Origin of the sequence: Streptococcus pseudopneumoniae, assembly GCF_001072375.1 — a bacterium.
GTDB lineage: Bacteria > Bacillota > Bacilli > Lactobacillales > Streptococcaceae > Streptococcus > Streptococcus pseudopneumoniae_L.
In genome coordinates this window covers 1-21,000 of sequence record NZ_JVKV01000023.1, presented here as the reverse complement: position 1 = coordinate 21,000, position 21,000 = coordinate 1, and the positions used below count along the sequence as shown (strand labels likewise).

The 21,000-nt window shown below is 41.4% G+C and carries 19 protein-coding genes; 1 reads left to right on the top strand and 18 read right to left on the bottom strand.

The genetic code is table 11. The annotated features are described in order from the left end of the window. Positions 1–175: 175 nt before the first annotated feature. The 12 genes from ADH31_RS01760 to miaA all read right to left on the bottom strand — a co-directional run bounded on the left by ADH31_RS01760 (position 176) and on the right by miaA (position 11,223). The gene (locus ADH31_RS01760) at positions 176–733 is read right to left on the bottom strand and encodes an SMI1/KNR4 family protein (protein WP_049508598.1); all 558 of its coding nucleotides are present in this window, start codon (positions 731–733) and stop codon (positions 176–178) included. A gap of 15 nt (positions 734–748) precedes the next feature. Next, positions 749–2,497, bottom strand: coding sequence for a glycoside hydrolase family 13 protein (locus ADH31_RS01755; protein ID WP_049508596.1), 1,749 nt, complete (start codon positions 2,495–2,497; stop codon positions 749–751). A gap of 197 nt (positions 2,498–2,694) precedes the next feature. Continuing rightward, entirely contained in the window at positions 2,695–3,651 is a 957-nt protein-coding gene (locus tag ADH31_RS01750) for a hypothetical protein (RefSeq protein WP_049508594.1), read from the bottom strand. Between the two features lie 18 nt (positions 3,652–3,669). Further along, positions 3,670–4,419 (bottom strand): hypothetical protein, encoded by a 750-nt coding sequence (locus ADH31_RS01745; protein WP_049508593.1) that lies wholly within the window; start codon positions 4,417–4,419, stop codon positions 3,670–3,672. After that, a complete protein-coding gene (locus ADH31_RS01740) occupies positions 4,416–5,003 on the bottom strand; it encodes an SMI1/KNR4 family protein (protein WP_049508601.1) in 588 nt (195 codons plus the stop codon). The genes ADH31_RS01745 and ADH31_RS01740 overlap by 4 nt, the downstream gene beginning before the upstream one ends. A gap of 44 nt (positions 5,004–5,047) precedes the next feature. Continuing rightward, on the bottom strand, positions 5,048–6,112 hold the full coding sequence (locus ADH31_RS01735; protein ID WP_049508590.1) for an ankyrin repeat domain-containing protein: 1,065 nt from the start codon (positions 6,110–6,112) through the stop codon (positions 5,048–5,050). Between the two features lie 2 nt (positions 6,113–6,114). After that, positions 6,115–6,552, bottom strand: a complete 438-nt coding sequence (locus ADH31_RS01730) for a hypothetical protein (RefSeq protein WP_049508588.1) — start codon at positions 6,550–6,552, stop codon at positions 6,115–6,117. Positions 6,553–6,771: 219 nt separating this feature from the next. Beyond that, a complete protein-coding gene (locus ADH31_RS01725) occupies positions 6,772–7,527 on the bottom strand; it encodes an SDR family NAD(P)-dependent oxidoreductase (RefSeq protein ID WP_049508586.1) in 756 nt (251 codons plus the stop codon). A 20-nt stretch (positions 7,528–7,547) separates the two neighbouring features. Further along, on the bottom strand, positions 7,548–8,477 hold the full coding sequence (rnz, locus tag ADH31_RS01720) for a ribonuclease Z (RefSeq protein ID WP_049508584.1): 930 nt from the start codon (positions 8,475–8,477) through the stop codon (positions 7,548–7,550). Positions 8,478–8,491: 14 nt separating this feature from the next. Continuing rightward, the gene (locus ADH31_RS01715) at positions 8,492–9,115 is read right to left on the bottom strand and encodes a cystathionine beta-lyase (protein WP_049508582.1); all 624 of its coding nucleotides are present in this window, start codon (positions 9,113–9,115) and stop codon (positions 8,492–8,494) included. Then, complete coding sequence (hflX, locus tag ADH31_RS01710) at positions 9,108–10,346, bottom strand: GTPase HflX (protein ID WP_049508580.1); 1,239 nt, start codon at positions 10,344–10,346, stop codon at positions 9,108–9,110. Before hflX ends, ADH31_RS01715 begins: the two co-directional genes overlap by 8 nt. Next, positions 10,339–11,223 carry a tRNA (adenosine(37)-N6)-dimethylallyltransferase MiaA gene (gene miaA / locus ADH31_RS01705; protein ID WP_049508578.1) on the bottom strand — a complete coding sequence of 295 codons (885 nt, stop codon included), beginning with the start codon at positions 11,221–11,223 and terminating at the stop codon, positions 10,339–10,341. Before miaA ends, hflX begins: the two co-directional genes overlap by 8 nt. A 120-nt stretch (positions 11,224–11,343) precedes the next feature. On the opposite strand from miaA, the gene ADH31_RS01700 reads away from it, so the two are divergent. After that, positions 11,344–11,514 (top strand): DUF3042 family protein, encoded by a 171-nt coding sequence (locus ADH31_RS01700; protein WP_001051776.1) that lies wholly within the window; start codon positions 11,344–11,346, stop codon positions 11,512–11,514. Between the two features lie 117 nt (positions 11,515–11,631). Here ADH31_RS01700 and ADH31_RS01695 read toward each other — a convergent pair whose 3' ends face one another. From ADH31_RS01695 to ADH31_RS01670, 6 genes are all read right to left on the bottom strand, one after another. Then, positions 11,632–12,471, bottom strand: a complete 840-nt coding sequence (locus ADH31_RS01695; RefSeq protein WP_049508575.1) for a thymidylate synthase — start codon at positions 12,469–12,471, stop codon at positions 11,632–11,634. 101 nt (positions 12,472–12,572) lie between these two features. Beyond that, positions 12,573–13,532 carry an ROK family glucokinase gene (locus ADH31_RS01690; RefSeq protein ID WP_049508573.1) on the bottom strand — a complete coding sequence of 320 codons (960 nt, stop codon included), beginning with the start codon at positions 13,530–13,532 and terminating at the stop codon, positions 12,573–12,575. 104 nt (positions 13,533–13,636) lie between these two features. After that, a complete protein-coding gene (locus ADH31_RS01685) occupies positions 13,637–14,467 on the bottom strand; it encodes an excalibur calcium-binding domain-containing protein (RefSeq protein ID WP_080980051.1) in 831 nt (276 codons plus the stop codon). 43 nt (positions 14,468–14,510) lie between these two features. After that, positions 14,511–15,134: an alpha/beta fold hydrolase gene (locus ADH31_RS01680; protein ID WP_049508571.1), complete on the bottom strand. Its 624-nt coding sequence runs from the start codon at positions 15,132–15,134 to the stop codon at positions 14,511–14,513. Continuing rightward, positions 15,135–16,856 carry an aminodeoxychorismate synthase component I gene (pabB, locus tag ADH31_RS01675; protein WP_049508569.1) on the bottom strand — a complete coding sequence of 574 codons (1,722 nt, stop codon included), beginning with the start codon at positions 16,854–16,856 and terminating at the stop codon, positions 15,135–15,137. Positions 16,857–16,988: 132 nt separating this feature from the next. Then, on the bottom strand, positions 16,989–21,000 hold a 4,012-nt coding region (locus ADH31_RS01670; protein ID WP_049508566.1), incomplete at its 5' end, for an SIALI-17 repeat-containing surface protein.

The following is a 21,000-nucleotide window of genomic DNA, read 5'->3' as shown; positions in this document are numbered from 1 at the left end:
GATAGACAAAGTCTCGATTTCGTAGTCCCAGCCCCGCGAGGATGTTTATGAGCTTTTTGGAGTCTAAAAGTTCAATCAGCTACCGAGTCAAAGTTTGAATGCTAATAAAAAGTGAGGTCGGGATCTTTTGTCCCAACCTCTTTTACGGACTATCAAACTGATATTTCCTTATAAATTATTGACTAGATTTCCCCTTTTCCAAAAGCTTGACCATCTCATTTTTACGCTCTTCTAGCTCGGCAATTTGCTGGAGTAAAAGTCCTGAAAAATCACATTCAAGCTCTTCAGTTTCGCCACTATTATACCAGTCTAGAGCTACAATATGATTGTCCTTATCAACGCAAAAAATCACATCTCCATCCCCGACGATAGACAGAAATGGAATATAATCCACAAAGCCCAGAGCGTGTAATTCTTTGGTTTGAAGACGAATGTCTAAGAAGTCTGGGATGCCATTTGCAATTCCCAAGACCTTAATCCCTCGACAGAAGGTCCAAAATGGTGCTACATCGTAAGCCTTGGCTCTTGGCCATAGCTCTTCTCTGACTTCCATAAAGAGACCTCCCAGAGCTGACATGATAAATTCTCTAAAATCTTCTGGCAGACGAATGCCGTATTGATTTTCAAAATCCTGAACATCTTCTTCCGATGGCTCATTGCCCATGCAGGCGACAACCTGATAAGTTTCCTTATCATAGTGACGAAAATACTCATAAACTTCCTTGAGTGACATCATTTTATTCCTTTTTTACTCAGAAATAGTAACTACAAATCCATCTGGCAAGATGACTTGCTGTCCATCTTCAAACTGGCAATGACTCGCTAAGTCAACTGAATCTCTGTCTAAGATAAAATTCTCTGTAGATTGATTAAAGATAGCTTGAACTTCTTTTCCTTGGTAGTTCCACTTCAAGGATAAAACATCTAGTTTCACTTCTTCCAAGCGATAATTTCCATGCTGAATAATGCTTGCAACTTCCTTACGGACTTGAATCAACTGTTTCATAAAATTCAGCATGTCATTTTCCTCAGACACACGGTCCCAAGGCATGACACGACGGCAGTCGGGATCTGGTCCACCTATTAATGCAAGCTCTGTTCCGTAATAGATACAAGGAGTTCCTTTTTGAAGGTAGAGGAAGGTTAAAGCAGCCTTGACATGTTGCACATTGCCTTTGGCAGTTGTGAGGATACGCTCTGTATCGTGAGAATCCAGAAGGTTAAACATCACTTCTGAGATTTGTTGCTTGTAGTACATAGACTGGCTATTGATTTCTGAAATAAATTGCTCCGTCTTTTTACGCTGACGCAAGAAATAATCCTTGATACTTTCAGAGAGTGGATAATTCATGACCGCATGGAACTCATCACCTTGTAGCCAAGGCTGAGAAGTGTGCCAGATTTCACCTAAAATATACAGATCAGGCTTTTTAGCTAGAACTGCCTTTCTAAAATCTCTCCAGAACTGATGGTCAATTTCATTGGCAACGTCCAAGCGCCAAGCATCGATATCAAAATTCTCAATCCAGTAGGTCGCAACACTTAAAAGATAGTCCCTAACCTCCGGATTAGCTGTATTCAACTTAGGCATATAGCTAGCAAAGGCAAAGGTATGATAAGGGAGTTCTCTCGCTTTCTTAAGCTTATCTTCTGTAATTGGAAATTCTTGGATATGGAACCAATCTTTATAAGGGGAATTTTCTCCATTTTTTAGAACATCCTGCCATTGGGCTGACTGGTTGCCAATATGATTAAATACTGCATCTAGCATAATCTTGATACCACGTTTGTGGGCTTCCTCGACTAGATTACGAAAGACTTCCTTGTCACCAAAGTGACGGTCAATTTCAAAATAATCCGTCGTATCATACTTGTGATTGGTCGTTGCTTCAAAAATCGGACATAGATAAAGTCCAGTGATTCCCAAATCTTTAAGATAGTCTAAATGATCAATAATCCCTTGTAAATCTCCACCAAAAAAATCATCCCTGTTAGGCGCAATGGTAGCATCCCACTCTCGAGCTCCATCTGGAGTTAGATTAGGATTTCCATTGGCAAAACGTTCTGGGAAAATCTGATACCAAACGGTATTTGAAACCCAGTTAGGAACCTGACATCCGTCGATTTCGTGAATATAAGGAAGCTTAAAGCCATTGCCTTCAGCATCCAAGTTTTCTTGAGTATGTTCTACACAACCCTTATCACCGTAGAAAACACCCTGACCTTCCTCATCAAGGAGCTCAAAGAGATACTGAATCCGTGCAAAACCAACAGATACTGTAACCTGCCAATAATCAAATAGGGCATCTGAGGTTACTTTGGTCATTTCTTTCTTAGCCTCATACTTATCCTCGATGAAGATAAAGGGATCTCCATAATGCAAAATAACCTGCTGGACATCATCTTTCTTGGTTCTGATTCGGATATGTAGCTGACCTTCTTTGTAAAGATAAGCATACTCTGATTCTGGTCTATGATAAATGGCTGTCAATTCCATGTCTTGTCTCCTAAATAATCATCAACAACAAAAAACGCAAACGTTTTCATAACTAACAGAACTAGTATACTATTTTAAGATTCGATTTGCAATACTTGGTCAAATTTGACAAGAAAACACCTCAAAATGAATACTACAGACTAATCAAGAAATTTCAGCACCTAGCAACAAAAAGCTCCCAAACTCAGCCTCACAGCCTAGTCAATCTGACAAAGGGCAAGTTCTTTTAAACCTCTGTCGTACAGAAAAGTTAAACAAAAGTTGTCTGTCATATTTTGAAGCTTGTGTTTACTCATTCCTCTAGGCAAAGCTATATCACACCATTCTCTTGTTGCCAGAGAAAATAGCTTTTGCTTGCCCTTCCAATCATCATTCTTAAATAGGGGGCTCAGGATCAGATAAGCCGAATCCGTAAAGAGTCCATTGACACCAGCTTTTTTGCCTAAAGCCTTTAAATGTTCCGATTCTAATAACTTTTCGATAATACGACCATCACTAGAGATTTTAACAAGAGCATAATAGTCTATGCCCCATTTATTGACAGAGGTTTGACTTTCTCCAGAGCTAAAGGCATAGAGCTCTTGCTTCCAACATTTCAAACTATCGATTTTAGGACTAGCGTCCGAGCTCCTGTCGTGGTGGTTTAAATCTTTTTTATCAATATGCGAATAAGTGGTCCACTTAGCCTGCTTTTTCTCTCTATCTAACTCTAAAAGGGCAAAGTTTCTTGCCTGATTTGTATAAACTTGATCTTCAAAACACACGGGTATCTGGTTGCTATCTGATACGCTTTGAAAATATCTCTCTTGTGCCTTTTTAGGAAGTATACTTTGCGGATCCCTTATGGCAATGATTTCTGGATTAGAAAAATCACCAGTATAATAGACTATTTCCTTGCTAGCCTTGATGATGCCAATATTTTGTCCATCTGTAAAGAGTAGAGGCTCTTCCTCCCAAACATGGTCACAATACCAAGCATCTATCTCCTTCACACCCAAAGGTGATACTTCAAGCAGACAGTAGCGATTGAAAGTTTCCTTCTCACTGGTCAAGACAAAGGCTCTACCATCATGTAACATGACAGAATTGAAAACACTATTGTAGTCCTTGTCTAGTTCCCATTTGTTCAATAGGCTTAACTTTAACTTCCCCATTTTCTCTCTCCTAATCCTTCACCACTCGTTGATGGCAAATAGAATAGCTAATCGAATATTTCTTAGCAATTGATCCGAAAGTTCATCGTATACTTGACCAAGTCCCTTATCTTGTGCCAGCCATCCAGGCTCATCATTCCAGGAGCCCATTGCTCCAAAAACATCCGCTGCACTTGCAGCTCTAAATATGCTTAGATGTTGCGGTGGAATTTGAGGTTCTGCCAGTCCTTTACCAGATTCTGGGTCTAGCAAAAATTTTCTAGCAGAGTGAAAGACTTTGGCAAAATTGTCACATTCAATTTTAATTGCTAGATCTTCTATACGAGCCAATATGTCCTTAAATTCTTCGATATTATTTTCATAGTGGGGAATGTCTTGAGAAGACCTTTCCCACTCATACTCGGTGTAGGTAACATCCCAGCCCTTGCCTGGAGAAGCAGATTCCCAATTTGGTAGGAAATAACTTGCCTTCCCATCTTTATAAAAACAGAGAATTGAACTCTGTGTTGTATTGGAGAAACCTAAAATACCTCTGTCTTCAACTGAAATGGGGCAAAATAATTTTAAGTCCTTCAAACCTTTTTCCTTAAGGTTTTTAAACCAATCAGTTACAGAAAGTTCCGTAACTTCCCCCTTTTCTGACGGCAAAATTTGAAAGTTCAACTTATTTGTATATTTTTCAGGCTTATAGCATATTTCTTTACCACTTTTTAAAGCCTTCCTAGCTGCTGCCACGATACAGGCTATTTGGTACATTTGTCCGTTCATACTATCTCATCCATTATCCCTTCAATCAGATTTGTAAGACTTTTAGTCGCATAGATCACCTGGTCAGGATCATGGATGTAGCAAATAACCTGCCCTTCCTGACCCTCTCGGTCTGGATCAAAATCCAGCATAAGATAACAAGAGTCACAATACTGAGCAAAAGGAAGCCATTTTTTATTAAAAAGATAAGGCTTAATTCTACTATCATGCATGTTTTCTAGGTCTTGACTAGAAAAATAGTCGGGAAATTCTGTTAACAGAGCATCTCTATTTTGAAAGTACTTTTTACAAGTCTCAATTTCCTGTAGACTCATGAGAGAAAAAGTTAAATCTCTCTGGTCAATCACACAAGGTAAAATAGAGAGGTATTTACTCCCATTTTTGTAGCTACAAAGCTCTTTGAAGTCACTAGGTAGACGAATGCCAAGTCTTTCCTCAAAGCCTTGAAGCTCTTCTTCGGAAGCACCAGAAATGTCCTGATAATCTTCCAGATATCCTTCTTCCACAGGATCATCCAAATCCCAGTCTTCAAAACACTCACAAATATAAGTTTCTATTTTTTTAACTTGGTCAATTAGTTGCATCATTTCACCATGATTTCTTTATTTTATCTGTCTTCCAATGCATTTTACCGCTTATAACTTGGTTCTTCTAGGGGAAGGGGTTCAGGATTTTGCTTAATCCAAGAGAGAGCTAGCTGACAAAGGAGGTCTAGGCGAGGCCCGTCATCAAAATCTTTCCCATGAACCTGAGCAATAAGCTCTTTAGTCTCTTCCAATTCTTGGTCTGAAAGGGGATTTCCCAGAGACAAGTATTGAGGGAGAGCCTGAAGCATTTTTCTATAGTCCCTGTCCCAGTTGGCCCCACCATTGCGATCCAGTTCATCTCGAACTCGACCTGGGATACGAATAACTTCTCCCTGAACAGTTTTGGCTGCTCCACTTGAAGGAATCAAGAAAGACCATAGTTCCTCATATTGCTCCTCCCAACTACCTTCTTTTACAAAAATCGGTGAAACTCCATCATGAGTTAGGCGTTTTTCTACAGGCTTGACATCAAAGAGCTCATAGAGCTTCGCTAAGCCTTTATCTGCTCCCTCGATGTAGTCTGGGTGGATACTTTCTCTATGAAATTCAAAATCCTTACCGATATTTTCGACCTTTTCTTTCATGGATGGTGTTTTCTTAGCACCAGCATCCAGAAGCATAGATGCGATTTCAGCAGTTTGGGCAATATAAATCCCCCGACAAACCATCAAGACTGAAGCTAGTGGGGTTCTTCCCATATCGTTTTTAGCATTGACATCTGCTCCCTTATCAATCAAAAGTTTGACAGTCTTAGGATGGAAAAACTCAGCTGCTACATGTAGGGGGGGCTCACCATAGGTATTAGGTTTTCCAATGTCTGCCCCCAATTCAAGCAAGAGTTTTACTGTATCTCTCCCCAAGATTGCTTGACGGTACAAAGGAGTCGCTCCATAATAATCAGGGATATTGATATCCAAGCCCGTTTCCACCAGCCAGATAACCAATTCATCCGGGACTCCTCCCATATGCAGAGGTGTACATAAGCTAAATCTTCCATCATGAGCGCTTAATTCACAACGATCATAGATTGCTTTAAGGGCTTCAATATTTCCTTCATCCATTAAATCCTTAAACTCTTTTGGTAATGTAACTCTTTTCTTTGCCATTTTTAGTTCCTTTCTTCTGATTCAGCATATAGGGCAAGCCAATGAAGTTTGTCAACCGTTTTCAAAGTCAGGACTTGTCCATCATAATCATTTTTCAACTCAAGACCGTTTTGCTCAACAGATATATGATTGTACCAGTGGTCTAGGCTGGCGTATTCCCCCGTATGAATGTTGATGAGCATACTCGTTATGTGATCCCAAGTCCCTTTCTTAACTGTTTCTGCTAAGAGGTAGTAAGCATCTAAAAATATGAGATTTCTCCCATAGATCCAAAAGGGCAGATCAAGTCCCAACAAAGGCAACTTGGCAGAAAAAATCTCATCACCGTGTGGTGGCACGGTTTCATAATGAAATTCTATCTCACTACCATAATAGGCAATCAGGGCTCCCTGACATCCGATATTTTGAGGAATCCCTTCCTCAGCTACAATAAATTCCATGACTTGCTCCTACTATTTTGACTTCATAACCTTCTACTATAGATATACTTTTAGTTATGTTAGACTCGGAGTTTATTCTGTCTTTAATCTGCTTTCTTATCTCAATTATACTCCAAAACTATCAAATAGAGATAAACTACCAGTATTTTCAGGGATTATTTTTGATAAACAACTTCTCCTAATTAAAGCAAAAAGCCATTCCTCAAGGGAACAGCTTTCTCACTTATAATTAAAGGTTTCCCCAGCTAACTTATCTGCCAACTTGGGAAAGAGGCTATAAAACTTATGAGCTAGATTGAGTAAGACTGGTAGATTGATTTCACGTTTGTTTTTTCCTATGGTTTTGACAATCTTTCTAGCTACTGCATCTGGCTCGAGTAGGAAACGGTCAACTGACTTAAGGTAGGTTCCATCCGGATCAGCCTGATCAAAAAATCCTGTACGAATCGGTCCTGGATTGACCGTCGTCACATAAATACCATAGGGCATGAGTTCGAGACGCAAAGCGTTTGAAAAACCAATAGCCGCAAACTTGGTCGCTGAGTAAAGACTGGACTTGCCAGTAGCGATCAAACCTGCCATGCTAACGATATTGATGATATGTCCTTTTCGCATTTCCTTCATACGAGAAGCAACCAAACGTGATAAATTCATCAAAGCAAAGGTATTAACCTCAAACATCTGATGAATATCTTGATTAGAGATCTTGTCAAATTCCTCAAAAATCCCGTAGCCAGCGTTGTTAATCAAGACATCTATCTTACCATAGCGGAGATAGAGGTCAGCTACCAGTCCTTCTAAGGCTTGACTATCGGTAATATCGATTTCGACCAATTCTGCATGTGGATGATTTCCGTAGAGTTTACTGAGTTTTTCCTTGTTTCTACCCAGCAAAATCAATTGATCATTGGGCAAGAGTTTGACCATTTCTTGGGCTAGACCACCACTAGCACCCGTAATGAGAATAGTAGACATATTTATCCTTTCTCGAGATCCTAGATTTCCACTTCTTCTAGGTCTTTAACCACATGGACATTTTCAAAAATCGTTGCCGCATCTTTCTTGAGCTGACTGATATCTTTTGAAAGAAAACGAGCACTGATATGGTTGAGCAAGAGTCGTTTGGCTCCTGCTTCTACTGCAACCTGAGCAGCTTGCATATTAGTTGAGTGACCGTGGTTGCGGGCAATCTTCTCATCACCCTTGCCATAAGTGGACTCATGGACAAGAACATCTGCATTGACTCCAAGACGCACACTAGCATCTGTTTTTCGAGTATCTCCCAAAATGGTGATAATCTTACCAGGGCGTGGTGCTGAGATATAGTCTGCTGCCTTGATCTCGGTGCCGTCTTCTAGGACAACATCCTGACCGTTTTTGATTTTTCCAAAGAGTGGTCCAAATGGCACACCAGCGGCTTTGAGCTTTTCAGCATCCAAGGTTCCTTCTAAATCCTTTTGCATGATACGATAGCCGACACAGAAAATAGTGTGATCCAACTCTTCTGCATACACCATGAATTTATCAGTTTCGAGAATTTTCCCTAGGGAATCCTTGTCAAACTCATGGAAATGAATCTTATAGGGCAGACGAGAACCAGAGACACGCAAACTAGTCAAGACAAATGACTTGATACCTTGAGGTCCATAGATTTCCAAATCAGTCTGCTCTTCATTAGCCTGAAAAGCACGACTAGAGAGAAAACCTGGCAAACCAAAGATATGATCTCCATGCAAGTGAGTGATAAAGATTTTGCTGACCTTCCGTGGTCGAATCGTAGTCTCCAGAATGCGATTTTGCGTTCCTTCTCCACAATCAAAGAGCCATACTTCGTTAATCTCGTCCAAGAGTTTCAGAGCGAGACTTGAAACATTGCGGGCTTTAGAGGGCTGACCAGCCCCCGTTCCTAAAAATTGAATGTCCATTCGATACTTTCTAATTAATCAATATATAACATAGCGGTGCGGTTTTCTGAGCGATAATAAAACTTACCAGTATAGGCTTTAGCTTCTTGTAGCAAATCCTCTTGACTATAACCTTTGAGACGCTTGCGACCATCTGCCAAGCTTTCCAAATCTGTCAAAGCTGTGAGATTTTCCACGCTAACAACTTCCTCTTCTCCGATTGCCTTCATATAAATTTTTCCAGACTCCTCAAAAACTAGCTGATGAGGAAAAATTTGAGCAATCTCAAAGAGCAAGTCAGCTGTGATTGCTTCCTCAGTTTCTGAGAAAATCCGACCCAGACCTTCTTTCTCATAGCAAAAACCAAAAGATTTGCCTGACAGATTAAGACGGATAAAGGGTTTGCTTTCTTCCGTGAAACTTGGCTCAGCATTGTAGAGGTTCAGTTCCTGGCTGACTTCTGCAAAATAATCTGTCGCAGCTTGAGGACTCTTTTTCTGGTAGAGTTCTGCAAAGTAGGCATTCACTACGCTGGGTGGAGGGGTGATGAGAGCTAGTTGCTCCTCTTCAGACCTACCAGCTAGAAGCTGGTCCAAATATACCTTGTCTAGACTTGTATAGCCACCATATTTGAGAGCTAATGATTTGATATCAGTCATAAAATTCTTCTAATCTCCATTTATTTTTCTCAGAAATGTAGCCTCTGATGACTTCGCCATCATCTTGGTAGTCACGTTCTTCTAGGATAGCAACACTTTCTAAATCATGAATCTTGTAAGACTTAGAAAAAGGCACGCGCAAAGTAAAGGGTTCAAAAATTTCCTTGATCTTATCTAGCAATAAAGCCTGTAACTGTTCTCTACTATCTTTAGACTTGGCAGAAATCAATGCATAAGGCGTTTGAGTAGGCGTGAAATCTTCCACCAAATCCGCTTTATTATAAAGGGTTAGGCGAGGAATATCCTCCATGTCCAAGTCTTTCATGATAGACAGGACCGTTTTTTCATGTTCCTCATGGTAAGGATTGCTGGCATCAATAACATGAACCAGAAGATCTACATGCTTGCTTTCTTCCAAGGTCGACTTGAAACTTGACACCAATTCGGTTGGTAAGTCTTGAATAAACCCAACGGTGTCAGTCAAGGTAACCTGAAGATTGCCCCCCAGATGAATGCTTTTAGTTGTCGCATCCAGAGTCGCAAAGAGCTCATCTGCCTCATACTGGGTCTTGCTAGTCAAGGTGTTCATGATAGTTGACTTACCAGCATTGGTGTAGCCAATCAAACCAATCTTAAAAGTACTTGACTCCAAACGTTTTTCTCGAACTGTCGCCCGATTTTTCTCAACCACCTTGAGCTGGCGCTCAATATCTGTAATCTGGTTGCGAACACTACGACGGTTAAGCTCCAGCTGACTTTCACCTGGGCCACGGGAGCCAATTCCCCCTGCCTGACGGCTAAGCATAATCCCTTGACCAACTAGACGAGGCAGGAGATACTTGAGTTGGGCTAGATGAACTTGGAGCTTCCCTTCATGGCTTCGAGCTCTCATGGCAAAGATATCTAAAATCAACTGCATACGGTCAATGACTTTAACACCCAAGACTTCCTCTAAATTGACATTTTGTCGAGGTGTCAGACGGTTGTTGACAATGACAGTTGTGATTTCTTCTGCATCCACCATTTGAGCAATTTCTTCTAATTTACCAGATCCGACAAAAGTCTTAGAGTCGTATTTTTCACGTTTTTGTCTGTAGCTATCGACTACAACCGCTCCAGCCGTCTTAGCCAGACTAGCCAGTTCTTCCATGGAAAGGTCAAAATTATCCATGCCCTGGAGTTCAACACCAATCAGCAGGACACGCTCTTCTTTTTTCTCCGTTTCAATCATCTAAAAACTCCTCAATCTGGCTGAAAATACGGTCTTTTACACCAGATTCTCCTATCTGATAAAAGGTCACCTGCATGCGATTACGGAACCAGGTTAGCTGGCGCTTGGCAAAACGACGTGTCGCCTGTTTGAGGCTGTCACTAGCTTCTTCCAGGCTCTGCTCACCTCGAAAATAGGGAAATAGTTCCTTATAGCCAATCCCTTTAGCAGCTTGAACATCTGGATAATGGTCAAACAGCCACTTGGCTTCATCCAACAGTCCAGCTTCAAACATCAAATCCACACGGTGGTTAATTCGTTCATAAAGCTGACTACGCTCATCATCCAAGCAAATAATCAGAGGTTCATACAAGGTCTCTTGATTTTCCAAGTCTTGACCAAAATGGGCAATTTCTAAGGCACGCATGGCACGACGACGATTAAACTGGGGAATTTCAAGGCCTGCTTGATCCACCAGATGAGCTAATTCCTCATCTGTATAATGTTCCAAACTAGTCCGATAAGCTAAAATGTCCTCATGAGGTGTCTCCCCACCTAAATGATATCCTTCTAGCAGACTCTGGATATAAAGTCCTGTCCCACCAGCAATAATAGCGAGCTTACCTCGACTTTGAATATCCTCAATGGCCGTCTTAGCTTCTGAAACAAAATCAAAAGCCGAGTAAGACTCGGTTACCTCTCTCACATCAATCAAGTAATGAGGAACACTTGCCTGCTCCTCTGGACTAGCCTTGGCTGTCCCAATATCTAGTCCTCGATAGACTTGTTGGCTATCTCCACTAACTACTTCACCATTAAAATGCTTAGCAACTTCAATGGCTAGAGCTGTCTTTCCAACTGCAGTCGGTCCAACAATCACAATTATTTTTGTTTTCATCTTTTTTCCTTGAAAAATTCCCATTTTTTCGTTACTATTATTATATCACAAAAAGGTCAGTCAGAAAAATGCGACCTCTTGAGGTAGCTGGCTGATTTATAAGTTAAAGGAGGAATACTCATGGCTAAAGGATTCGCTAAAGGTCTTGTAACAGGTATTGCAGGAACTGTCGCTGCAGTTGCAGGTGCAGTATACGCAGTTAAAAAGAAAGTGATCGAACCAGAAGAACAAAAAGCAGCTTTCATCGAAGAAAACCGTAAGAAAGCAGCGCGTCGTCGCGTATCACACTAAGCAACAAAAGAAGTTGAGATTTTTTCTCAACTTCTTTTTTTCTATTCTTTTATACTCAATAAAAGCCAAATAGGAAACTAGGAATCTAGCCTGATTTGAAGAGATTTTCAGAGAGTATTAAATTGCCAAGTCAAACTTCAACTGTGGTTTCACAGGATCATAATCAACCAGCTCAAAATCCTCTGCTTTAATATCAAAGAAGTTAGTCCCGTCTGGTACATTCAAGACCAAACGTGGTTGGCAGTTTGAAGGCTCACGACGAAGCAATTCCTGAGCTTGTTCAAATTGATTGTCATAGATGTGAAGGTTATTGATAAAGTAGAAGAATTTCCCAACCTTCCATCCAAAATGTTTGGCAATCATCATTTGAAGAGCCACATACTGCATAGCATTGATATGATGAGCCACCAGCATATCATTAGAACGCTGGGTCAATGTCGCATCCAGATAAATTTCCCCATCTACTCGACGGACATCAAACATAGTCTGAAAGGCGCATGGAAGGAGGCCATCTGTCTCCTCAAAAGCTTGATAATCCCAAAGTGAGATGATATTGCGACGGTTCCAAGGATTGGCTTCTAACTGTTTGAGAATCTTGTTAATGATATCGTGTTTCTTAACAACAGCCCCATAACGTTCGCCGATTGTCCCTGTATCTCCTACTTCCCAATCATTCCAGTAGTGAACATTGTACTTGTCATTGAGAACTTCCAAACTATTGGTCTGGTCTTGGTAGATCCAAAGTACTTCCTTGATGGCGGATTTGATCGCAATGGGGCGCAAGGTCGTGATGGGAAATTCCCCCTTAGACAAATCGTACTCCGCAAAAGCACCTGTGATGTACTTGGAGTTAGCCACTGTTCCATCCTTATACTTGGGACGTGCTTGCTCGGAAAACACACCCTCATTCAAGATTCGCTCGATATTTTCTTTAAAAATCGTATCTGCTTTTGTCATTTGCTATCACCTCATTCATTATCTTAACTAGTATAGCATAAAAAAAGAAAGGAGGAAAATCACTCGCTTACGGAAAGCAATTTTCTCCTTTTTATGTTTATTTATTGCAATACAAGTGATGCTGCTCCGATAACTCCAGCGTCATTTCCTAGAGTGGCAAGAGCCAACTTAGTTGTTGTGCGCACTTGTGGGAAGGTATTTTCATCATAAACCTTTTGCACGCCTTGGAGAAGGAATTCTCCTGCAGCTGACACACCACCACCGATCACGATTGTTGATGGGTTTAGGATTGAACCAATGTTAGCACATGCAATACCCAAGTAACGTGAGAAGTTACGGTAAACGATCAAAGCAAGGTCGTCCCCTTCTTTCGCAAGGTCAAAGACAGTTTTAGCTGTTACTTCTTCTCCGTCATCAATCAAGCGTTTCAACTCTGCATCGCCTTCGTATTCATCTGCGTAACGACGAGTCAAGTTAACGATACCTGTCGCTGAAGCTACTGTCTCAAGACAGCCTTTTTTACCACAAGTACATGCGATTGGTTGATCAAAGTCAACTGTGATGTGTCCAAGTTCACCAGCAGCACCAGCAACACCGTGGAGTAATTTTCCTTCTGCCACGATACCGCCACCAACACCTGTACCAAGTGTCATAAAGACAACGTCTGGTTGGTTTTCACCAGCACCCATCCAACGCTCACCAAGAGCTGCCACGTTGGCGTCGTTGTCGATGAAGAATGGAATACCCAAGGCTTTTTCCATTTTTTCTTTGATTGGTTGAAGAGTTTTCCAGTTCAAGTTGTAGGCACCGATAACAGTCCCTTTTTCACGGTCAACCACACCAGGTGATCCCATACCAATTCCACGGAAATCTTCAGCAGACAATCCAAGCAATCCCAAACGGTGTTGAATAGTTTCAATCATATCGTCCACGATATGGCTTCCTTCATCCAAAATGTTAGTCTTGATAGACCATTTTTCTTGGATTTCTCCTTCTTGTGTTAAAATTGCGAACTTGATAGAAGTTCCACCAAGGTCAATCCCAATAATCTTTTGACTCATCGTCTTCTCCTTATCCTTAATTGAAAATGCTTACAGTACTAGTATAACAAAATCTGACCATCAGTGCAAAGGTTTGCATTAACTTTCCAGAATTTTTTTCTATTCTATGGTTTCCACAAACCAGAAGCATCTACATAATAGCGTCCGCCATCCACTCGCTCATTCTTAGCCATTTTACCATCCGATTTCAAATAGTAATTTCCTTGCCATGCATTGCGAGCATAAGATCCATCTGATTTCAAGTAATACCAGGCTTGGTAAGAAGAGTCATAGACCCATTCACTCTGAGCCATTTTACCATTTGACTTGAGGTAGTATGCACCTTGCCAAGTATTATGCGCATAAGATCCATCTGATTTCAGATAATACCAGGCTTTGTAGTAAGAATCATAAATCCATTCACCCTGAGCCATTTTACCATCTGATTTGAGGTAGTAACTTCCTTGCCAAGTATTGCGGGCATAAGATCCATCTGATTTGAGGTAATACCAAGCTTGGTAATAGTTATCATATACCCACTCATTCTCAGCCATTCTTCCATCTGATTTGAGGTAGTAAGCCCCCTGCCAAGTATTTGTTACTGGATTTCCATTCTCAGAAAAATAGTACCAAGATCCATTTTGACGAACCCAGCCACTTTCAGCTGCTACACTTGGGGTAGGTGCTACATTGTTGTTATCTTGAGATGCACTCGTCTTTTTCTCTTTTAAAACACCCTTAGGCGCATTCTTCGATTCACAAGCGATCCCATCATGATCCTTATCCAGGGTAGCAGAATAACCTGGTTCTCCCTTATGAATATCTGCATATCCATTCTCCCAAGCTTCCTTACAGCTTGAAAAATGGATACTTTCATCTGCAACAACAGGATGTAAAAACAGAGCAAGGACAGGTAAAGAAACTAGGCCTAGTTTTAATAGATGACGTTTGTTCATGATTTTCTCCTAAAATTATAATATCAATCTCAATATTATTTTATCAAACTTGTTTCAGCAATTCAAGAAAACTTCTGGTTAATTCTGCAAACTCTTTTGGTTTTGCCTTATTCAAAACATGAGGGCCGTCAGGGATGATCTCAAACTGAGAATCTGGCATCAGTTCATGAATACTTTTCATTGAGCTGAGATTAGGCTTATCCTGACTACCACAGATCAACAAGCTTGGATAGGGACAATCCCGTGCAATCTCTCTTAAATCAAGTGTTTTTAATTCCTCGGAAACTCCAACCATAAGAGCCTTATCTGCCCCCTGCTTCTCATATATCCTCTTAGGAAGCAATTTGAATATCAGCAACTGAATGTAAAAAGGAATGTTACCTGCTAATTTCAGTGGACATCCTGACAAAACCAAGGCCTGAAGATTTGGTATCTCAGAACTTGAAAGCTCCAATGCAAGTGCAGCCCCTAAAGATAAGCCAACTAAGACAAAAGGCTCTGTTTCCTTTGATAAGTGCTGATAAATGCGCTCTTTGGCTTCTTGATAAGTCCCAACTCCAGTAGGAAATAACTCTATGGCTTCAGAAGGATAATCTGTTAGCAAAACCTGAACTTCTTTCCAACTATCTGCGGACTGACCCAAACCGTGTAAAAATATAAGTTTCATTTAGTGCTCCTTTACTGACAACTCATACAAGCCTCTGACTGCATTACAACCATAGATAGCTTCTGCTCGCTTCAAATCTGCTAAAGTCAGAATTTTCTCCTCTACTTGCCCATTTTCAAGCAAGTGTTGACGATAAATCCCTGGTAAAAGACCTAGTTGACTTGGCGGTGTATAGAGTTTCCCATTCATTTTCAAAACCAGATTGCCAATAGAGGTTTCAAGCAATTTTCCATCAGCAGTGTGATAGATGATTTCCTGATTTCCCACTGTCAAATGTGGTCGGTATGTCGTCTTAAAGTAGGTAAAGGCCTGCTGTAAATCAGCTTCCTGTAGACAAAGTTTGGCCTGACAGAAGCTAGAGCTAAGCGGTGTCAATACTTGTTGTTCAATTTCAATCTCTCCGGATTTGCTAAGACTGAGTCGCAAACGATAGTCTTGGTGGAGGTCACAAGCCTGACATTCCTTCTCTATTTCTTCTATCAAACCAGCTTCATCAAATGGAAAGGCAAAGTAACGACTTGCTTTTCGCAGTCTTTCCATATGTTTATTTTCAAAAAGTAATTTCCTCTGGCTAATTTTCCCTGTAGTAATTAGTTGAAAACGAGGCTGTTTTCGGTAAAGAACAGTAGCCTTTTGATGGACTTCGCGGTATTCTGACTCCCAAGTGCTATCCCATGTGATGCCTCCACCGACTCCATAGATGGCTTGCCCTCTATGCAGTTGAATGGTTCGAATAGCCACATTGAAAATCCGTCGTCCATTGGGAAGCAAGATACCAATCGTCCCACAATAAACTCCTCTAGATTGGGGCTCCAAGTCCTTGATAATTTCCATGGTCGCTATCTTGGGTGCTCCTGTAATGGAACCACATGGAAAGAGAGAACGGAAGATTTCTACTAGGTCAATATCTGGTCGTAACTGACTCTTGATGGTCGAAGTCATCTGCCAAACCGTTGAATACTGTTCCACCTGACATAAACGTTCCACATGCTCACTTCCCACCTCAGACAGACGATTCATGTCATTGCGCAAGAGGTCCACAATCATCATATTCTCTGAGCGATTTTTGGGATCCTGTTCTAACCAAACTGCCTCTTTCAAGTCTTCTGCATCAGTCAGACCACGTTTAGTCGTTCCCTTCATAGGACGAGTTGTCAATTCACGATCATTTTGCTCAAAAAAGAGTTCTGGACTCATGGAAATCACTGCCATGTCGTCATGCTCTACGTAGGCATTGTAGCCTGCCTCCTGCTCCACCACCATGCGATTGTAGATTGCAAAAGGATTAGCAGACAACTCCTGCTTGAGTTGAACCGTGTAATTGACCTGATAAGTATCCCCTTGTCTTAAATGATGGTGAATCCGAGCAATCGCCTTTTCATAGTCCTCTGCAGATGTTACTTCCTGCCAGTTTGTTGGCAAATCCACCTCCTCATAAGTCAGAGGGATGCTGGATCTTTCAACACTGTCATGGACGGTGAAATAGAGCAGATACTCTCCCAATAAAGGAGTTTCGTGAACTGCTAACTTCTCCTCAAAAGCTGGCGCAGCCTCATAGCTGACATAACCCACCACATAGTAGCCCTGTTCTTGGTAGCTTTCCACTTGAGCTAACAAGTCTGTTACTTCTGCTAAATCTCTGGTTTTTAACTCTTTGATAGGCTGGGTAAAGGTGTATCGCTCACCCAAAGCTCTAAAATCAATCACTGTTTTTCTATGCATATCCTAAGTATACCATAAAAGCCAGACCCCAACAGGAGATCTGGCAATTTTATTCTTTAAGAATGATAAAGTAGAGGCACTTCCTAAGAAAATCTGAACATAGCATTCTCTTTTATCACACCGACTTTTTATCTATCCTTTAGGAAAGAGTTCGGATGAAAAGGCATCTGTCACCTGCAATAGTTTTTGGAAGACTTTTTTCTTCAGAGCTACTGTATAATTGGCAACTGAGCCTCCATACTTGAAGTTTCGGTAATCCGTTTCTACTGCTTGGTCAAACAAGTCTTGCAATTTCTCATAAGAATCAATTTGCTGACCATCAATTTCAAAACTATGGATTCCTCGTTTTGCCTTGGCAATAATAGCGTCAAACCAGGCCTTCTTCCATTCTTCTAAGTTCTGGAACTTGCCTTTCGAAACCTTCTGGATAATGAAATCATCCCCAAGGGTGTCACGTCCCTCGCTTAAGGCCTCATCCTTGTATTTATTAGAAGCATAGCCTAGGAAACCATTTTCGTAGCCATAATAACCCCACATACGGAAGGCATTATGCTTGAAGGAGATGGCTCCTGGAGCTCCCTGACTTGTATTACCGCCGTAGATAGCATCTACCATCTTGACATTGACATAAGCTGTCTTGAGTTCTTCTGGTCGGTAAGTTCCCTGATAATGCCTGTTGGTGATGATGTTATTTTTGATTAGGTCATCTACAGAATTTAGCTGAGTCTTGGCTTCCTCATCTGTCAATGGACGGACATAGTCCCACTGGTTAGGAGCAAGGAGTTTATTATCTTGGTCCTGATAGCGCATCTGCTTGGTCATCTTGCTGAACCAAGCCTTCTTCAAAGCCAGATCATTCTTAGCGAGAACGCGTTCTCCTTCCAGATAATCTAGAAGCATCAAGGCCTCATTATAACCTTTCATGTAGTGGTCAATCTGCTGGCGTGTTTGCAACTTGGTCGGATCAGGATTGTACCATTGGTCCCCATCATTTGGTCGCATGTAAGCCATGTTGAGCCCGAGGGCGCCGTACTCACCCTGATGACCTTCCTCAGCCGGTGACTGGAGCATACCCTGAGCATAGGCTTCTACATAGGTTCCTTCACGATGTTTGTAGCCACCCAGATAGACAATACGATCGTTGACGTGAGTTGTCTCATGGGTGTAGACAGACAAACCATACTCACTCATCATATCTATTTCTACAAAGTGAACAGCATCTCTGGCATTGATATTAGGATAGATAGAGGCATAGGCTCCTAGCTTATTGTCCTTATAGTAGCGACCTGCTGGCCCAAATACTTCACGAATTGGCGCGTAGTCTGCCATACCACTTGTATGTCCATAACGCTCTACCCATCCACGTCCATCAACGCGATAGCCTTCCCAAACTGGTGTAGCTACATTAAAGTCACTCTTAACCATACGGTCTTTGACATCATCAGCGGCAAGTCGATACCAAAAGTCCAAGTAAGTCAACTGACGGTCCGCTACTAGATCAATGTCAGCCTTCATCTGGTCTATGGTTTTGCCAGATTTATCAGCTGATCCGAAGGTAATGGTATTGTAGTTGGAAATCAGGAACATCTGCGCCTTCTTTACATTCAACAAAGGCAGAATCATATTGCGATGCAACCAGTTATTCAGATTGTCATAAGCACGATGCTTCCGATTTGCAATTTCTTGATTCTTCGAAGCTCGCTCTGCTATGTACACATGGTCCTTGGTGGCATTCACAAACCATTCATTCATATCCTTGTCAGTCGTCAATAACTGTCTGTTGTAGTCTAAGAAGGCATGTAAATCTTCAGATTTTGTATCTTTGGCTAGGACTCTGGCAAAGGTTTCATGAGTCTGGTCGCCTTTTAGGTTACTTTCTCTTGAACCGAGTTCAATCAACCGATCCAAGACATCCACATTTTTGCCATAAAAATCTGGTTTAAAAAGCATGAGTTCTTTCAGATTATAATCCGCAAATCGGACACCGTAATAACGATTGAGATAAGCAAGACCAAGCATGATAGCTGATTGATGATCCTGAACTTTTTTCTTCAAGGCAGCAGTTCTAGCAAGAGAATCATTCCACTGGTAGTCTAGATTTGTAAGTAACTTATCAACCAGGCTTCCCAGCTGCGCTTTGACTTCTGCAAAGCTTTCTTCTAGATACCAATTCTTCACGGCCTCAACCTTCTTATCAAGGCTGGTGGTTTGATCATCTAGGATTCGATAAACCCCATCAGACTGTAAGTCCACTGTTTTCAGGATTGAGGTCAGGTCCTTGGCTAGGGCTGAACGGTCCTTAACCAGCATATCTGGAGTATACAGCACATCCAAGTCAGCAATCTTGTATTCCTTGATAGCAGTCAAGCCAGAATTTTGTGAGGTGATTGCAAATACATCCTTGGTCTGATCTGCATAATGAACCATAAGATGGTCTGCCACTGACAGGTCCGTCACAAATTCTTGCCCCTTCATAGCAATAACAGAGACTACCCTTTTCTTGGCTAGATTGTGATCAAGATCAAGCTTGTTCCCTTGATTAACGATCCATTCTTTATTGTAGAAAGGCTGTAATTTTTCAAGGTTGCGATAGGCTTGATCATGGTGACTATCATAATCTTGGATATCCTGATAAGCGTATTCTTTTACACCAGCAATCGTAGGAGTATCAGCACTTGACTTAGCCAGGTAGTAGCTATAGCCTTCTTCAAAGGTTTTCTGAGCATTACGTTGAATCAAGTCAGTTGCCTCAGCAGTCACCTTGTAATACTCTTTTCCATCTATTCTCTCAGTTTGAATAGACTTGATGGCTAAACGGCTGGTCTTATGATCTTTAGAGCTGACCTTGAGATAGTAGCTTTCCAAATCACTTGGTGCTTCCGTTAAGTACTGAATCTCAGTCTCTCTGCCATTGTCAACCTTAACAAGGCTTGTTTCCTTGATATCTTTTATTTCCAGCTTTTTAAGCTCTAAACGAAGCTTCTTGTCCTCAAGCAGAGTGCTCTCCTCACCCTTACCACGATTAAAGACCATCTTTGTAGATATGGTGTAATCCGTATAAAGTTTTAGATTGTCAACTGTTGCTTCCAGCTGTTCACTCGTCAAATCAAGAGTTCGATCCTCTAACCCCTCGGCTTTGATAGTGGCACTAATTTTTGAGACGGTCACGCCATCAGCCTTGTTCAGATTATAACTTAAGTGTGCTGAACGACCCATCGAATTTCCAGTAATAGTTGAAAGAGTTAGGACAGGTTCAGGTTTAATTTCTTCCTTTTCCTTACTTCCACGGATGATAACCTGATCTTTAGCTTCTTTTAAAATCCGTGTTGTTTCTTTCGGCTCTGAAATACGTTTCCCATCTTTTTCCTCATAGCTGGTAACAATCTCTTTCTCACCATCTTGACCGACTTGCTCAATTCTTGTTTCACCGACAAGCATGTCTGGATCAATCTTTTCCCTAGTTTGTTTGGGAATCAACTCTTTTCTGACTTCAATATGTAAAGTCGGGTTTGTATCCTGAATCAGCGCTTCAGTAGCATTCACACCACCACTATAGCTAGAAATCTCCTGTTTCAGAGTATCAACTGGAACTGCACCACCTTCATAATCTGGTAAGACTTCAACTACTGTACCTGGACCATTGACGCCACCCTCAAATGTTGGTTTAGTTGGTTCAACCAAGGATTCGCCTGATACGCCTCCTGTAAAGTCTGGTTTGTCATGAACTTCTGGGATACCACTTTGACTACTCAATTCTGGGGTATACTCAGGCAAAGCTTCAGCTACTGTACCTGGGCCATTGACTCCACCTTCAAATGTTGGTTTTGTTGGCTCAACTAAGGATTCGCCGGATACCCCACCTGTAAACTCTGGGTGTTCCTGTTTCAGAGTATCAACTGGAACTGAACCACCTTCATACTCTGGTAAGGCTTCGGCTACTGTACCTGGACCATTGACGCCACCTTCAAATGTTGGTTTTGTTGGCTCAACTAAGGAGTCGCCGGATACACCGCCTGTGAACTCAGTATGTTCCTGTTTCAGAGTATCAACTGGAAATGCACCACCTTCATACTCTGGTAAGGCTTCGGCTACTGTACCTAGGCCATTAACTCCACCTTCAAATGTTGGTTTTGTTGGCTCAACC

What these genes read in the sequence shown, in the direction of transcription:
- ADH31_RS01760 (WP_049508598.1), bottom strand. Translation starts at nt 733, where the DNA reads ATGTCACTCAAGGAAGTTTATGAGTATTTTCGTCACTATGATAAGGAA.
- ADH31_RS01755 (WP_049508596.1), bottom strand. Translation starts at nt 2,497, where the DNA reads ATGGAATTGACAGCCATTTATCATAGACCAGAATCAGAGTATGCTTAT.
- ADH31_RS01750 (WP_049508594.1), bottom strand. Translation starts at nt 3,651, where the DNA reads ATGGGGAAGTTAAAGTTAAGCCTATTGAACAAATGGGAACTAGACAAG.
- ADH31_RS01745 (WP_049508593.1), bottom strand. Translation starts at nt 4,419, where the DNA reads ATGAACGGACAAATGTACCAAATAGCCTGTATCGTGGCAGCAGCTAGG.
- ADH31_RS01740 (WP_049508601.1), bottom strand. Translation starts at nt 5,003, where the DNA reads ATGCAACTAATTGACCAAGTTAAAAAAATAGAAACTTATATTTGTGAG.
- ADH31_RS01735 (WP_049508590.1), bottom strand. Translation starts at nt 6,112, where the DNA reads ATGGCAAAGAAAAGAGTTACATTACCAAAAGAGTTTAAGGATTTAATG.
- ADH31_RS01730 (WP_049508588.1), bottom strand. Translation starts at nt 6,552, where the DNA reads ATGGAATTTATTGTAGCTGAGGAAGGGATTCCTCAAAATATCGGATGT.
- ADH31_RS01725 (WP_049508586.1), bottom strand. Translation starts at nt 7,527, where the DNA reads ATGTCTACTATTCTCATTACGGGTGCTAGTGGTGGTCTAGCCCAAGAA.
- rnz (WP_049508584.1), bottom strand. Translation starts at nt 8,477, where the DNA reads ATGGACATTCAATTTTTAGGAACGGGGGCTGGTCAGCCCTCTAAAGCC.
- ADH31_RS01715 (WP_049508582.1), bottom strand. Translation starts at nt 9,115, where the DNA reads ATGACTGATATCAAATCATTAGCTCTCAAATATGGTGGCTATACAAGT.
- hflX (WP_049508580.1), bottom strand. Translation starts at nt 10,346, where the DNA reads ATGATTGAAACGGAGAAAAAAGAAGAGCGTGTCCTGCTGATTGGTGTT.
- miaA (WP_049508578.1), bottom strand. Translation starts at nt 11,223, where the DNA reads ATGAAAACAAAAATAATTGTGATTGTTGGACCGACTGCAGTTGGAAAG.
- ADH31_RS01700 (WP_001051776.1), top strand. Translation starts at nt 11,344, where the DNA reads ATGGCTAAAGGATTCGCTAAAGGTCTTGTAACAGGTATTGCAGGAACT.
- ADH31_RS01695 (WP_049508575.1), bottom strand. Translation starts at nt 12,471, where the DNA reads ATGACAAAAGCAGATACGATTTTTAAAGAAAATATCGAGCGAATCTTG.
- ADH31_RS01690 (WP_049508573.1), bottom strand. Translation starts at nt 13,532, where the DNA reads ATGAGTCAAAAGATTATTGGGATTGACCTTGGTGGAACTTCTATCAAG.
- ADH31_RS01685 (WP_080980051.1), bottom strand. Translation starts at nt 14,467, where the DNA reads ATGAACAAACGTCATCTATTAAAACTAGGCCTAGTTTCTTTACCTGTC.
- ADH31_RS01680 (WP_049508571.1), bottom strand. Translation starts at nt 15,134, where the DNA reads ATGAAACTTATATTTTTACACGGTTTGGGTCAGTCCGCAGATAGTTGG.
- pabB (WP_049508569.1), bottom strand. Translation starts at nt 16,856, where the DNA reads ATGCATAGAAAAACAGTGATTGATTTTAGAGCTTTGGGTGAGCGATAC.